Origin of the sequence: Shimia isoporae (assembly GCF_004346865.1) — a bacterium.
Taxonomy (GTDB): domain Bacteria; phylum Pseudomonadota; class Alphaproteobacteria; order Rhodobacterales; family Rhodobacteraceae; genus Shimia; species Shimia isoporae.
Genome location: NZ_SMGR01000001.1, coordinates 446,873 through 460,499 on the forward strand (window position 1 = coordinate 446,873; position 13,627 = coordinate 460,499).

General features: G+C 59.4%; 12 protein-coding genes and 2 riboswitches. Of the genes, 8 read left to right on the plus strand and 4 right to left on the minus strand.

Going from position 1 to position 13,627, the window contains the following annotated elements; all coding sequences use genetic code 11:
* Positions 1-5: 5 nt before the first annotated feature.
* Complete coding sequence (mgtE, locus tag BXY66_RS02215; RefSeq protein WP_132858546.1) at positions 6-1,400, plus strand: magnesium transporter; 1,395 nt, start codon at positions 6-8, stop codon at positions 1,398-1,400.
* Positions 1,401-1,442: 42 nt separating this feature from the next.
* On the opposite strand, the gene BXY66_RS02220 is transcribed toward mgtE, so the two are convergent.
* Positions 1,443-2,375: an MBL fold metallo-hydrolase gene (locus BXY66_RS02220; RefSeq protein WP_132858547.1), complete on the minus strand. Its 933-nt coding sequence runs from the start codon at positions 2,373-2,375 to the stop codon at positions 1,443-1,445.
* 109 nt (positions 2,376-2,484) lie between these two features.
* On the opposite strand from BXY66_RS02220, the gene BXY66_RS02225 reads away from it, so the two are divergent.
* Positions 2,485-2,913: a DUF1801 domain-containing protein gene (locus tag BXY66_RS02225; protein ID WP_132858548.1), complete on the plus strand. Its 429-nt coding sequence runs from the start codon at positions 2,485-2,487 to the stop codon at positions 2,911-2,913.
* Positions 2,914-2,981: 68 nt separating this feature from the next.
* On the opposite strand, the gene BXY66_RS02230 is transcribed toward BXY66_RS02225, so the two are convergent.
* Positions 2,982-3,551, minus strand: coding sequence for a gamma-glutamylcyclotransferase family protein (locus tag BXY66_RS02230; protein ID WP_207911281.1), 570 nt, complete (start codon positions 3,549-3,551; stop codon positions 2,982-2,984).
* 93 nt (positions 3,552-3,644) lie between these two features.
* On the opposite strand from BXY66_RS02230, the gene BXY66_RS02235 reads away from it, so the two are divergent.
* The 4 genes from BXY66_RS02235 to gcvP all read left to right on the plus strand — a co-directional run bounded on the left by BXY66_RS02235 (position 3,645) and on the right by gcvP (position 8,991).
* Positions 3,645-4,091 carry an RrF2 family transcriptional regulator gene (locus BXY66_RS02235; RefSeq protein ID WP_132858550.1) on the plus strand — a complete coding sequence of 149 codons (447 nt, stop codon included), beginning with the start codon at positions 3,645-3,647 and terminating at the stop codon, positions 4,089-4,091.
* A 64-nt stretch (positions 4,092-4,155) separates the two neighbouring features.
* Positions 4,156-4,243, plus strand: a riboswitch (glycine riboswitch).
* A riboswitch (glycine riboswitch) is annotated at positions 4,244-4,326 on the plus strand.
* A 95-nt stretch (positions 4,327-4,421) separates the two neighbouring features.
* Positions 4,422-5,546 (plus strand): glycine cleavage system aminomethyltransferase GcvT, encoded by a 1,125-nt coding sequence (gene gcvT, locus BXY66_RS02240; RefSeq protein WP_132858551.1) that lies wholly within the window; start codon positions 4,422-4,424, stop codon positions 5,544-5,546.
* 18 nt (positions 5,547-5,564) lie between these two features.
* Positions 5,565-5,924, plus strand: coding sequence for a glycine cleavage system protein GcvH (gcvH, locus tag BXY66_RS02245; RefSeq protein ID WP_132858552.1), 360 nt, complete (start codon positions 5,565-5,567; stop codon positions 5,922-5,924).
* Positions 5,925-6,141: 217 nt separating this feature from the next.
* A complete protein-coding gene (gene gcvP / locus BXY66_RS02250; RefSeq protein ID WP_132858553.1) occupies positions 6,142-8,991 on the plus strand; it encodes an aminomethyl-transferring glycine dehydrogenase in 2,850 nt (949 codons plus the stop codon).
* A gap of 53 nt (positions 8,992-9,044) precedes the next feature.
* Here the strand turns inward: gcvP and BXY66_RS02255 are convergent, their stop codons facing one another.
* Both BXY66_RS02255 and BXY66_RS02260 read right to left on the minus strand, forming a co-directional pair.
* Positions 9,045-11,570, minus strand: coding sequence for an ABC transporter permease (locus BXY66_RS02255; protein WP_132858554.1), 2,526 nt, complete (start codon positions 11,568-11,570; stop codon positions 9,045-9,047).
* Positions 11,567-12,253 (minus strand): ABC transporter ATP-binding protein, encoded by a 687-nt coding sequence (locus BXY66_RS02260; protein ID WP_132858555.1) that lies wholly within the window; start codon positions 12,251-12,253, stop codon positions 11,567-11,569. Before BXY66_RS02260 ends, BXY66_RS02255 begins: the two co-directional genes overlap by 4 nt.
* A 15-nt stretch (positions 12,254-12,268) precedes the next feature.
* On the opposite strand from BXY66_RS02260, the gene BXY66_RS02265 reads away from it, so the two are divergent.
* The gene (locus BXY66_RS02265; RefSeq protein WP_425057052.1) at positions 12,269-12,940 is read left to right on the plus strand and encodes an arylesterase; all 672 of its coding nucleotides are present in this window, start codon (positions 12,269-12,271) and stop codon (positions 12,938-12,940) included.
* A 42-nt stretch (positions 12,941-12,982) separates the two neighbouring features.
* A complete protein-coding gene (locus BXY66_RS02270) occupies positions 12,983-13,594 on the plus strand; it encodes an SOS response-associated peptidase (RefSeq protein WP_132858556.1) in 612 nt (203 codons plus the stop codon).
* The last annotated feature ends 33 nt before the right edge of the window (positions 13,595-13,627 follow it).

A 13,627-nucleotide genomic window follows, 5' to 3' on the forward strand; every position in this document is an offset into this window, starting at 1 on the left:
GCGTTATGGGCACATTAACCTGGCAGGATGAGCGCACCGAGGGAGGGCGCGAGGCGAACAAAACCACCCTGCGCAAGATCAGCGACATGATCGCGGCGGGAGATCGCGAGGGCGTGCTGGCCGCGACGGGCGACTGGCACCCGGCAGACGCGCTGGCCTGTTTGCTTCGGTTGCGTCCCGCGAAAGCGCGTTTGGCGTTTGACTGGTTGCCTGATGTGCTTGGACTCAAGGTGCTCGCGGAGTTGGACAATGACCTGTACACGGTGCTCTACAGCCCCGAGTCCGAACGCACCTTCGCCAACATCATCGAGATGATGGATGTGGATGAAGCGGTTGACACGCTTCAGGAGTTGCCTCGAGATTTTGCCTCAAATGTCATTGCGACGCGGCCGGATGCCGACCGTATCGCTGAGGTTCTGCGCGCACGTGATGACAGTGCCGCGTCGGTGATGCGACTGGGTGTGCTTATGGCGCCCGAGCATTGGACAGTGGGTCAGTTGACCGAGGACATCCGGCTGCGCACCGAGGAAATCGGCAAGATCGACATGATGTTTGTGGTGGATGAGGCCCGCAGGCCGGTCGGGTTTCTGCGGTTTCGGGAGGTGCTTCAGGCGAGGGCGGATGTGGCCCTGACCTCGATCGTCCACCCTGAACTTGTGGTCGTAGACGGGGAAACCGACCGCGAGGATGTGCTGAAGCTGGCGCGCAGCAAGGGGCTAAACGCGCTGGGTGTTGTCGACGCGAGCGGCAAACTGGTGGGTGGGATATCGGCCAGGGAACTTCAGGAGATCGTTCAGGAGGAAGCCGAGGAAGATATGCTGCGCATGGGCTCGGTGTCTCCGGCGACGACCCAGTTTGACGGACCTTTCACAATTTTGAAGCGGCGTCTTCCGTGGTTGTTGGGTGGGCTTTGCGGGGCGAGTTTTGCGGCCGCTGTGATTGGGTCATACGAGGAAGCACTGGCGCAGGCTGCTGTGTTGGCGAGCTTCATTCCAGTGGTTATGGCGACAGCAGGCAACGCAGGTATTCAGGCCAGTACTGTTTCGGTGCAAACGCTGACAACGGGTGCGAATTGGCGTGGCGATTTCGGGACGCGGATGTTGCGCGAGTTTTTTGGAGCGTTGTTCAATGGCCTGAGCATCGGAGCAATCACCGCTCTGGTCGTTTTGGTTGTCAGTCTGGTTCTGCCAATAGCCGCGCCGCAGATGCTTGCGCTTTCGGCCTTTTTGGCCTTGACGCTCGTGACGACGATTGCAGGAACGATGGGCGCAATGATCCCGTTTTTGTTGCGGTCGCTCGGTCTTGATCCTGCGGTGGCAACGGGGATTTTTATCACCACGACGAACGATGTCTTTGGTGTTTTGATCTTTTTTGTGGTGGCCAGCGCGCTGTATTTATAGCGCGCCAGACGGAGCAAGCGCGCTGACCAGGTGGCGAGGGTATCAGCCCATCATGAACTGATAGCTTGCCGGCGCGTAGTGGAAGCCGTCGCCGTGGGTTTCGACGTACCCAACAGCTGGGAATGGCATGTGGTAGCCCACGAAAGGCACATTGTCCGCGGCCAGCATACCAAGCACCTTGCGACGTGTGGCGGCAGCGGCAGATTTGTCCATGTCGAATTTTACTTCCCAATCAGGGTAGGCCAGCGACCATACATAGTGATTGGTGAAGTCCGCGCCGAGCAGCATTTGCTGCCCCTCGCTTTCGAGCATGTATGTCATATGGCCCGGCGTGTGTCCGAATGCGCCCATGGCCGTCACACCGGACGCCACGGAGGCGCCGTCGTCGATCATGTCGAACCGATCCATGTTGGGGCGGATCTTGCCTTCGAAGGCTTTGTTTTGGTCGGTGCCAGCCCAGAAGTTCATCTCGGCGGCGCCAGTGACGTGCTTGGCGTTTGCAAAGGTTACGCCGTTTTCGCCGGCAGTTCCGCCGACGTGGTCACCGTGCATGTGGGTGATGACAACGGTGTCGACCTGATCGGTGGAATATCCCGCGGCTTGCAACGCGGAGGAGATCGCCTCGGGGCTAAGGCCTGTATCAAACAGGATCAGCTCGGAGCCGGTGTTGACGATCGTGGGCGTGAAGAAAAACTGTGCCGCGTCGGTGGGAATGCGGTTGGCGGCGGATGCGGTTGCAAACTCGTCAGCAGAAACGTTCATGCCGAAGATGTTTTGCGGGCCTTCTACGGTGCGGGTGCCAACCAGAAGTGTGGTGACTTCAAAGTTGCCCAGCTTCATGCGGTTGAAGCGAGTCTGGGCAACGCCCATCATGTCAGCAGCGGCGGTGGCTTGGGTGCCTGTGGCCGCCGCGACGGGCAACGCAGCGGCGCCGGCGATCAAATGGCGGCGGGAAATCGTTGGGGTCTTCAGCATGGGTCCTCTCCTGTGTGCTGATAAAATCGATATTTGTTATATCCTACACTATACGACGATTTTTTGAGAGTGGATTGAAAATCGCGGGAAATTGATCTGGAATGAGAGAATGAGCGGCAACAAGACAGTACCTACCGGACAGGATGTCCCTGCATTTCTGGCCACGATCGAACCGGCGCGTCGGCGTGACGACGGGCTGGCATTGCTCGACCTGTTCGGGCGCGTCACAGGATTTGAAGCAAAGATGTGGGGGCCGTCGATCGTCGGTTTCGGTCGGTATCACTATCGGTACGAAAGCGGGCGCACGGGGGATTTCCTGGCAACCGGATTCAGCCCGCGCAAAGCAAACCTGTCGATATACATAATGCCAGGCTATCAGGACTATAGCGACATCCTGGACCGGCTTGGAAAACACAAGATGGGAAAAAGCTGCCTGTACATCAATAAGTTAGCTGATGTGAATATGGAGGTGCTGGAAGAGCTTATCCGGACCGGGCTTCGCGACCTTAATGCGAAGTGGCCGGTTTTGGCTGACTGAATTGAACCGGATGGTTTCCTGTACTTCCGAAGGGGACAGACCAGAAAACGCGACTTTTGGCGCGCGCTTCAGGAGGGCTGCACGCGTGTTGCCTCAAGAGCGGCCAGATGATGATCCACCAAAGATGTTTCTTCATCGGAAAGCCTTTGGTGGCGCGGATAGATAGGCGCGGCGCGATCATCAAGAACTTCTGCGGACCAACCGTCAGTCGTTGCAAAGAAGTCCGCAACACCTTGTCGCCCGAAGACGCGAAGGTACCCCTGAACGACCACGTCCAGATAGCTGAGCAAGATGCGAGGCGGAGTTTCGGCGCGAACGCGTCTTTCATTTGAAACAGAATACACGGCAATGCGTATGGGGTCGGATTTGGCGTGTGTCACGTCGGCGCTGGCGTCCATACGATCGTAAGCAAATTCCCGTTGATCCAGAGCAGCCCAGTCATTGCCTGGAACATGCGCGATCAGGCCGTCAATGACGGAGTTCAGTTCCGGCTCTGCGCTGAGAAAGGCAAACGGCCGCAAATCGGTGGCGACCCACGCCCGTTTCCAGCCCAAAAGCTGCGCCGGTTGCGCGTCGGCGTAGTCATGCGTGCGGGTGTTCACAAGGCTGCCATAGCCAAAGAAATAGGGCGTGCTCATGGGCGCATGTCGCGCAAGCCGTTGATCCATGTCAATGAGTTATCCGCAATTTGGCGGCAAAACAGTTGCGAATTAGCCGGAGGGGCAACTGTCGTGCGCATCACAAAACGGACCAATATCGCGATCAGGGTGCTGATGTTCTGTGCCGTGAATACGGGCCGATTGGTGACAAAGCACGAGATTGCCCAACGCTGCAACGCGTCGGAAAACCATTTGGCACAGGTTATCAATCAGCTGGCCCAGATGGGGGTAATTCACACCCAGCGCGGGCGGAACGGTGGTTTGGCTTTGGCGCGCGAACCGGCTGAAATCGAGATCGGAGACATATTCCGTGCTATGGAAGCACCGGTGCCGCTTGCAGAGTGTTTTGCCGACGTGGACAACTCTTGTCCGCTGGTTGAAGTCTGCCGTCTGAAGTTGGCCCTTCAGGAGGCGCTGGAAGTGTTTTATGCGCGGCTCGATCGTGTGACGCTGGATGGGCTTGTGTGTGGCAACGACGCCCTGTCGGCACTGCTGGCGCCAAAATGCCGGTCGGCATAACCATCCGTGAAGGCGCGATAATTTCAGCTTGTCAGGAGCGCAGGGGAACACTAGGTTCTTGCGCATAGGTGAATCGGGAGAACCGGAGCAATCCGGTGCCGAAGGAGCAACCGCCCCGGAAACTCTCAGGCCTCAGGGACCGATTTACCACTGAAACACACTCTGGAGAGAGGCGTCAAAAATGGGCGTCCGCCGAAGGGATAACGATCTCAGGCTGAAGGACAGAGGGGGCATCGCGCGCATGGGGAGGAGCCTCGTGCGGACTGAGGATGCCGGATGTGTTCTGTGGGCCACCATGGAAGCCACCGGAAAGCTAGGGAGGCGCTGTCCATGGGTGAGCTGAACCGCACACCACTTTACGATTTGCACGTCGCGCTGGGCGCGAAGATGGTGCCGTTTGCAGGCTACGAAATGCCGGTGCAATACGCGCTGGGCGTGATGAAAGAGCATCTGCATTGCCGAGCGCAGGCGGGCTTGTTCGATGTGAGCCATATGGGGCAGGTTGTCCTGCGTGGCGAAAGTTACGAGGCCGTGGCGCGGGCGTTTGAAACACTTGTGCCGATGGATGTTCTTGGGCTCGGCGAAGGTCGCCAGCGTTATGGGCTTTTCACGAATGATGGCGGTGGCATCGAGGATGACCTGATGTTTGCCAATCGGGGCGATCATCTGTTTGTGGTCGTCAATGCCGCCTGCAAGGAGGCAGATATTGCCCGCATGAAGGCCGCGCTTGAGCCTGAGGTGTCCGTTGAGGAAATCACGGACCGTGCGCTGATTGCCTTGCAGGGCCCAGCGGCGGAGGCAGCGTTGGCAGGGCTCAATCCAGCGGTTGCAGGAATGAGCTTTATGGATGTCGTCACCGTCGAGTTGGCCGGTGCGGAGTGCTGGGTCAGCCGATCCGGGTACACCGGCGAAGACGGCTACGAGATTTCCGTTCCGGAAGCACAGGCGGAAGCATTGGCCAAGGCTTTGCTGGAAATGGATGCGGTTGAGCCAATCGGCCTTGGGGCGCGGGACAGTTTGCGACTTGAAGCAGGGCTGTGTCTTTATGGCAATGACATTGATACGAGCACGTCGCCCGTCATGGCTGGTTTGACATGGGCCATCCAGAAGGTGCGTCGCGCAGGTGGAGATCGCGCAGGCGGCTTCCCGGGTGTGGACCGGATTTTTGGCGACCTTGCGGAAGGCGTGGCCCGCAAGCGCGTGGGCCTAGTGCCACAGGGTCGCGCCCCGATGCGGGCGGGGACGCCCATCTTCGCGGAAGCTGAAGGTGGCGACCCGATTGGCGAAGTGACCTCTGGTGGATTTGGCCCGACATACGAAGGGCCGGTCGCAATGGGATACGTCGGCGCGGCGCAAGCCGCAGTCGGCACGGAACTTTTTGGCGAGGTGCGGGGCAAACGCATGCCCGTGACAGTGGCGAAGATGCCGCTGGTACCAGCCAATTTCAAACGTTGAGCAACAGGAGAGCAAGCAATGAAATATACCGAAGAGCACGAATGGTTGCGTGTCGAAGGTGACCTTGTGGTGGTTGGCATCACGGAACACGCCAGCGAACAGTTGGGCGACGTGGTGTTCGTGGAACTACCGGAAGCCGGCACCGAGGTGACCAAGGACGAAGAGGTCTGTGTGATCGAGTCCGTGAAGGCCGCGTCCGACATTCTGGCGCCGCTGGATGGTGAAATCGTAGAGGTCAACGAACCGCTGGTGGATGAACCGGGCAAGGTCAATGAGGACCCGCTGGAAGGCGCATGGTTCTTCAAGATGAAGGCGTCTGATCTGAGCCAGATGGACGACTACATGGATGAGAACGAATACAAGGATTTCATTGGGTAAACGCCGGTTCCGGCGCGACCGGGCCCGTGCCCGACCAATGAATCCTGATTGATTTCGAGATGGGTGCGGGACGGTTGAAATGCCTGCCTGTGCCCGCCCTCCCAACTGGAGGGTGCTTACGCCCCCTCCAAGGCTCGGGCGCAGTTATCTGCATCCAAACGAGCCTCAAACCGACATTTTCTGTGCCTGTTGCCGCAGACCGCTGAGGAGACCTTCTATGCCCTTCACGCCTACTGACTACCTGCCATATGACTTTGCCAATCGCCGTCACATCGGCCCGTCGCCGGACGAAATGGCGGAGATGCTCGACGCGCTTGGCGTGGACAGCCTTGATGCGCTGATCGATGACACTGTTCCGGATAGCATCCGGCAGAAAGAGTCGCTGGATTTCGGCCGCCCGTTTTCTGAACGTGAATTGATGCGCCACATGCGTGAAACCGCTGCGAAAAACAAAGTGCTGACCAGCCTGATTGGCCAAGGGTACTATGGAACCGTTACGCCCCCGGCCATCCAGCGCAACATTCTGGAAAATCCGGCGTGGTATACGGCCTATACGCCTTATCAACCGGAAATCTCGCAAGGCCGCCTTGAGGCGTTGTTGAATTTCCAGACCATGGTGAGCGACCTGACTGGTCTTGAGATCGCCAATGCCTCTCTGCTGGATGAGGCCACGGCCTGCGCAGAAGCGATGACGATGGCGCAGCGTGTCAGTAAATCCAAAGCCAAGGCGTTCTTCGTGGACGAAAATTGCCACCCGCAGAACATTGCAGTGATGCAGACCCGTGCCGCCCCGCTGGACATTGAGGTCATTGTCGGAAATCCGGACGACCTTGAAGCGGACAAGGTGTTTGGAGCGGTGTTCCAGTATCCCGGCACTTACGGTGATGTGCGTGATTTCACCAAGGAAATCGCCGCCCTTCACGAAACCAAGGCTATTGGTGTCGTAGCTGCCGATATTCTGGCACTGACCCTTCTGAAAGAACCTGGCGCGATGGGGGCCGACATTGCGGTCGGCAGCACGCAACGGTTCGGTGTCCCTGTGGGTTATGGCGGTCCGCACGCGGCCTATATGGCCACCAAGGATTCCTATAAGCGCGCGATGCCGGGCCGGATCATCGGGGTGTCTATCGACAGCCATGGTGACCGTGCCTATCGCCTGTCCCTGCAAACTCGCGAGCAGCACATTCGCCGAGAGAAAGCCAACTCAAACGTTTGCACGGCGCAGGCTCTGCTGGCGGTCATGGCGTCGATGTACGGGGTTTTCCACGGTCCCAAAGGCCTCAAAGCGATTGCGCAGCGCATTCACCGCAAGACGGTCCGTCTGGCCAAAGGCCTGCAAGACGCGGGTTTTACCGTGGAACCGGAGGTGTATTTCGACACGATCACCGTGGACGTGGGGCTGTTGCAGCGTGGCGTTTTGCAGGCCGCGGTTCAGGAGGGGATCAACCTGCGCCGCGTGGGCAAAACCAAGGTTGGGATATCATTGGACGAAGCCAGCCGGCCACAAACCGTGGAAGCTGTTTGGCGGGCCTTTGGAATTGATCGCAAGGACGACGAATTCGAACCCGAGTACAATATTCCGGACGCGATTGGGCGTGAGAGCAGCTATCTGGATCACCCGATTTTCCACATGAACCGCGCGGAAACAGAGATGATGCGCTATATGCGTCGTCTGGCGGATCGTGATCTGGCACTCGATCGCGCCATGATTCCACTTGGATCTTGCACGATGAAGCTCAATGCGGCGGTCGAGATGATGCCCGTGAGCTGGCGTGAATTCTCGCTGATGCACCCGTTTGCGCCGAAAGATCAGGCGCAAGGGTATGAGGAACTCATCACGGACCTGAACGACAAGCTGTGCCAGATCACCGGTTATGACGCGATTTCCATGCAGCCCAATTCCGGCGCACAGGGCGAGTATGCAGGGCTATTGACCATCGCTGCGTACCACCGCGGTCGCGGGGAAGGGCACCGCAACATCTGTCTGATCCCGATGAGCGCTCATGGCACGAATCCGGCATCGGCACAGATGGTGGGATGGAAAGTGGTTCCGGTGAAATCGGCAGAAAATGGCGATATCGATCTGGAAGACTTCCGCGCCAAGGCGGAAAAGCACAGCGAGAACCTTGCGGGTTGTATGATCACCTATCCGTCCACCCACGGGGTATTCGAAGACACTGTGCACGACGTCTGTGCGATCACCCATGAACATGGTGGACAGGTTTATATCGACGGGGCGAACCTCAATGCGATGGTCGGTCTGGCGCGTCCGGGCGATGTCGGGGGCGATGTCAGCCACCTGAATCTGCACAAGACCTTTTGTATTCCGCATGGCGGCGGCGGTCCCGGCATGGGTCCGATCGGCGTGAAGGCACACCTTGTTCCGCATCTTCCGGGCCATCCGGAAACTGGCGGGCAAGAAGGGCCGGTATCAGCCGCGCCGTTTGGTTCTCCAAGCCTGTTGCCGATCAGCTGGGCCTATGTGCTTTTGATGGGCGGAGAGGGTCTGACGCAAGCGACGCGGGTTGCGATCCTGAACGCCAACTACATCGCGAAGCGCCTCGAAGGCGCGTTTGACGTGCTGTACAAAGGTCCGTCCGGACGGGTGGCGCACGAGTGCATCATCGATACGCGCCCCTTTGCTGAAAGCGCGGGTATCACGGTAGACGATATTGCCAAGCGCCTCATGGACTGTGGGTTCCACGCACCGACGATGAGCTGGCCGGTTGCGGGCACACTCATGATCGAGCCGACGGAAAGTGAAACCAAGGCGGAGCTGGACCGGTTCTGCGAGGCGATGCTGGCGATCCGCGAAGAAATCCGTGCGGTGGAAGAAGGCGAAATAGATGCGGAAAACAACCCGCTGAAGAACGCGCCCCATACCATGCAGGATTTGGTCAAGGATTGGGACCGGCCTTATTCCCGCGAGCAAGGATGCTTCCCTCCGGGTTCGTTCAAAGTCGACAAGTATTGGCCGCCAGTGGGACGCGTCGATAACGCCTATGGCGACCGCAATCTTGTTTGCATCTGCCCGCCGATGGAGGACTATGCCGAAGCGGCAGAGTGATCGCAGCTCACATAACCGATCAGGAAAAGCCGGGCCCAGTGCCCGGCTTTTCTTTAGTCCCGCGCCCGGAGAATACGGGCGGGGCGGGTGGCCAGTGACGGGAGCGAAAAGATCAGTCCCGCAATCAGGTTTGCCGCCAGACCGGTCGTGACCACCAGAAGCGCGTTTGGCCAGATCACCTCGAATTCGCTTTCCATCACGAAGGTCATCACTGCCCAGCCGCCAGCGACGCCAACCGCAAGCGCAACAACACCTGCCGCCGCTCCGAGCAGGGCGGCGCGAAGGGCGAAGCTGCGCAGGATTTGCGCCCGCGTAGCGCCGAGGGTTTTCAGAACCGCCGCTTCATAGGTGCGTCCCTGTTGTCCTGCCGCGGCAGCGCCGATGATCACCAAAAGGCCGGTCAGAAGGATCGCGGCCGCGCCATAGGTGGTGGCGTTCGCAAGTTGGGCTACCAAATCGGAAACGCGTCCGACCGCTTCACGGATGTGGATCGCGGTTATGTTAGGGAAGGCTGCTGACAGTTCGCGCAGAATTCCGGCTTCGGATTGGGCAGATGAATAGACGGTTGCGATGAAGCTGTGCGGTGCTCCGGCGAGTGCGGAGGGGTTCATGGCGATGATGAAGCCCATACCTGCAGTGGAAAAGTCGACTTCACGAAAGCTGGTCACTGTGGCGGTGATGTCCCGTCCCAGAACGTTGACCGTCATTGTGTCTCCCAGAGACACGCCCATTTCTTCGGCTTCTTCGTCAGCAAAGCTGATCTGTGGTTCACCGGAGTAGTCTGCGGGCCACCACGTGCCTGCCGTGAGTTTGGTGTTCTCCGGGATTTCGGCAGAGTAGGTCACGCCGCGATCGCCCTCGATCACCCAGTGGTCGCCTGCAACATCGCGCGCCGGTTGACCGTTAATGCGGGTGATTACACCGCGTAACATCGGGGCGCTTTCCACTTTGGAGACTTCGCTGTTGGCCGAGAGGCGGGCGGAGAAGTCAGGCATCTGATCGCGTTGAATATCGACAAAGAAGAAGGACGGCGCCACGTCCGGCAGGTCCCGTGCGATGGCGTTGCGAAGATTGCCGTCAACCTGTCCGACCGTGGCAAGGACCGACAGACCGAGGCCAAGGGACAGGACAACGGGCGTTGCGGCTTCCCGCGCACGCCCGATTGCGGCCAGCGCCCAAGCCAGTGCCGGTTGGGTCCGCAGACGCGGGGCAAGGCTGCGGACAAGGCCGCGAAGACCCAAGGCTGCAAGGCTCAGGAATACCATGGCGGCGACCACGCCCGCAGCGAACCACAGTGTAAGACGTGTTGAGCCCGACAACAGTGAGGCAGCAAACAGCAAAGCGACAAAGAGTGTGGCAACGGCGATCAGGTAACGGGGGGCGGGCAGGGGCGCACGGGCTTCCATCGCGTCTCGAAACAGGGACGTGGGCCGGACATCTTCAAGGCGGGCGAGGGGCCACAGTGTAAAGATTGCCGCGGTGAGCGCGCCATAAAGTGCCGCCTCCAGAAGCGGCAAGGGGTAGACGGTGAAAACCGCCGGAAACGGGAGTACCGCAAGAATGAGTGGCGCGAGGAGGATCGGGGCGAGAGCGCCGATCAGCAGGCCAATGCCGATGCCCACCAGTGCGACCATGCCGATTTGCAGGAAGTAGGTCGCGAAGATTGTGTTGCGGGTTGCGCCGAGGCTGCGCAGCGTCGCAATTGTTTCAGTCTTGCGGGCAAGGAAGGCGCGAATGGCTGTGGAGACACCAACGCCACCCACCGCCAGACCGGCAAGGCCTACGAGGATAAGAAATGCTCCAAAACGGTCTACAAACTGGCTTAGGCCGGGGGCTCCATTGCGGCTGTCACGCCAGCGCAAGCCGGTACTTTCGAATTTTGCGTTGGCGTCGGAGGAGATCAGGGCGAGGTTCGTGGCGGCAGGCAGCGCCAATCTGTATCGGCTTTCAAACAGTGTGCCAGGTGCAATCAGGCCCGATTCAGACAGCCCGTCGATGGTGACGATTGTTCGCGGGGCGAGGCCGAAGCCGCCCGAACTGTCAGGTTCACGGATTAGGCGCGCGGACAGCACGAATTCCTGTGCGCCCAGTTTGAAGGTGTCGCCAATGGCCAGACCGAGGCGATCCACAAGCAAACCCTGCATGACGGCTCCAGGCAGACCGTCCTTTCCCGCAAGAGCATCTGTCAGCGGCATGTCAGGCTCAAGCGCGACGGATCCGATCAAAGGGTAGGCGCTGTCCACGGCCTTGACCTGTGTGAGAGCACGTTCTGCGTCGTCGGCGCGTGGAACAACGGCCATGGACCTGAAGTCGATGATTTCGGAAGCCTTGTCGGCATTTGCGGTCATCCACGCCAATTCAGTGTCGGTGGCGCGGCGGTAAGTGAAACTCATTTCCGCGTCGCCACCAAGCAGGGCTGCACCCTCATTCGCCAGACCGGTTTCGATGGCCGCGCGGACAGAGCCGATGGCGGCTATGGTGGCGACGCCGAGAGCGAGGCACGCCAGAAACACGGTAAATCCGCGCAAGCCGCCGCGGATTTCGCGTCGTGCAAGGCGGGCGGCCGTAGAAAGGCTCATTCTGCGGCCTCGGCTTGCTGCGCGATCAGACCATCGCGCAGGCGCACGATCCGGCCGCAGCGGTTTGCCAGCTCGTTGGAGTGAGTCACAAGAACGAGCGTTGTTCCGCGTTTGGCATGAAGATCAAACAGCAGATCCATGATGGTTTCGCCGGTGGTCTGGTCGAGGTTGCCGGTGGGTTCATCCGCGAGGAGGACCTTGGGAGACGGTGCGCAGGCGCGGGCGAGGGCCACCCGCTGTTGTTCGCCTCCGGACATCTGGCTCGGGTAGTGATCGGCCCGATGTGACAAACCGACGGCATCAAGTTCTGCGCGCGCGCGGTCCATTGCGTCCTTGCGACCCGCAAGTTCAAGCGGTGTTGCCACGTTTTCCAGAGCGGTCATCGTCGGGATCAGGTGAAAGTTCTGAAACACAACGCCCATGTTTTCGCGCCGGAACTTTGCCAAGGCATCTTCCGACATTTGCGAAAGGTTCTGATCCAACGCCATGATCGTACCCGATGTTGCGCGCTCCAAGCCGCCCATGAGCATCAGAAGGCTCGATTTGCCCGATCCGGACGGACCGACAAGCGCCAAAGTCTCGCCTTTGTGAACGTCAAGCGTGATCCCGTGCAGGATTTCGACACGGCCGGCATTGCTATCAAGCGCCAAAGTGGCATCTTTGAGGGAAAGAACGGATGTCATTGCGAGGGTCGCCTGTTGGAAAATCGTTCATCTCTATATGGGCTTGCTACCGGTTGGGGCAAGGCTTTGGCATTCAGCGTTTTTGCCGGATTTGGTGCCGGATCGGTTGTGGCCGAGCCAGTGGTTGTTGCCGCGCTAGGAGATAGCCTGACACATGGGTACGGCTTGCCGCAGGGAGACGGTTTTGTGCCGCAACTATCGGCCTGGCTCAGCGGTGAGGGCGTGGATGTCGTTGTGCAGAATGCGGGCGTGTCGGGTGACACCACCCAGGGCGGGCTGGCGCGGGTTGGCTGGACGCTTGGGCCGGATGTGGATGCAATGATTGTAGCGCTTGGCGGCAACGATGTTTTGCGGGGTATCGATCCAGGCGTAAGTATGGACAACCTCGCCGGAATTCTGGATGCGGCCCAAGCGGCGGATGTGGCGGTGTTACTGGTCGGCATGACGGCTCCGATGAATTACGGGGCGGAGTACAAGGCTGCGTTCGACAGCATGTACGGGACGCTCTCGGAAGAGTACGGAGTGATGCTTGCTCCAGACTTTTTTGAGGGGTTGCGGGATGTTGCACCGGAGGATCTTGGCACGGTGATGCAACCCGACGGCATACATCCAAACAAAGAAGGTGTGGCGCGGATCGTGGCTCTGCTTGGACCCTATGTGGCGGCGCTGGTCGCAAGCGCGCAGTAGGCGCGACTAGGCACAAACGGGAAACGGCGGTAGATTTGGCTGATGCCGGGACGTTTTTTTCTTACGACTCCGATGTCTGATGTGGCCGCGTGGATGGGCGCGGACGCTGGTGGTGTCGCGGACGAGCCGCCGCGCAGAAACATTGCGCCGGCTCAGGAGATCGTCTGTTTCAACGGTACTGGATTTTCCAGAATGCGCTGGGGTATCATTCCGGTCGGGCGCAAAAACGCGCGTGGCCGTCCGGTGATGGAAACCATCGTCAACGCACGATCAGAAACGGTTTTTGACAAGTCCGCCTTCGACGGCGTGGGGCGGGCAGCGGTCATTGTGGATGGATGGTATGAATGGACCGGGGAGAAACGGCGCAAGACGGCGTGGCGGATATTTGGTTCCGAACCATTGATATTTGCGGCAATAACCGACGTCTGGACTGCGCCCGGTGGTCGGGAAATTGCGCAAGTGGCAACGGTGACTTGTGCGCCCAATGCGGATGTGGAGCCGATTCACCATAGAATGGGCGTTCTGCTACGTCGCGAAGACGTGCCATTGTGGCTTGAGGGAAGCGCGGATGATGTTGCGCCCCTTATGGTTCCGTGGCCGGAAGGGCGCCTCTCCGTTGAGGAAGCCGTAGATGTCGATTGGGATGCCCCATAGCAAAAGGCGACCCGTGGGCCGCCTTCAATACGC

What these genes read in the sequence shown, in the direction of transcription:
- gcvT (WP_132858551.1), top strand. Translation starts at nt 4,422, where the DNA reads ATGGGTGAGCTGAACCGCACACCACTTTACGATTTGCACGTCGCGCTG.
- BXY66_RS02225 (WP_132858548.1), top strand. Translation starts at nt 2,485, where the DNA reads ATGAGCGGCAACAAGACAGTACCTACCGGACAGGATGTCCCTGCATTT.
- BXY66_RS02230 (WP_207911281.1), bottom strand. Translation starts at nt 3,551, where the DNA reads ATGAGCACGCCCTATTTCTTTGGCTATGGCAGCCTTGTGAACACCCGC.
- gcvH (WP_132858552.1), top strand. Translation starts at nt 5,565, where the DNA reads ATGAAATATACCGAAGAGCACGAATGGTTGCGTGTCGAAGGTGACCTT.
- BXY66_RS02255 (WP_132858554.1), bottom strand. Translation starts at nt 11,570, where the DNA reads ATGAGCCTTTCTACGGCCGCCCGCCTTGCACGACGCGAAATCCGCGGC.
- mgtE (WP_132858546.1), top strand. Translation starts at nt 6, where the DNA reads ATGGGCACATTAACCTGGCAGGATGAGCGCACCGAGGGAGGGCGCGAG.
- BXY66_RS02260 (WP_132858555.1), bottom strand. Translation starts at nt 12,253, where the DNA reads ATGACATCCGTTCTTTCCCTCAAAGATGCCACTTTGGCGCTTGATAGC.
- gcvP (WP_132858553.1), top strand. Translation starts at nt 6,142, where the DNA reads ATGCCCTTCACGCCTACTGACTACCTGCCATATGACTTTGCCAATCGC.
- BXY66_RS02270 (WP_132858556.1), top strand. Translation starts at nt 12,983, where the DNA reads ATGCCGGGACGTTTTTTTCTTACGACTCCGATGTCTGATGTGGCCGCG.
- BXY66_RS02220 (WP_132858547.1), bottom strand. Translation starts at nt 2,375, where the DNA reads ATGCTGAAGACCCCAACGATTTCCCGCCGCCATTTGATCGCCGGCGCC.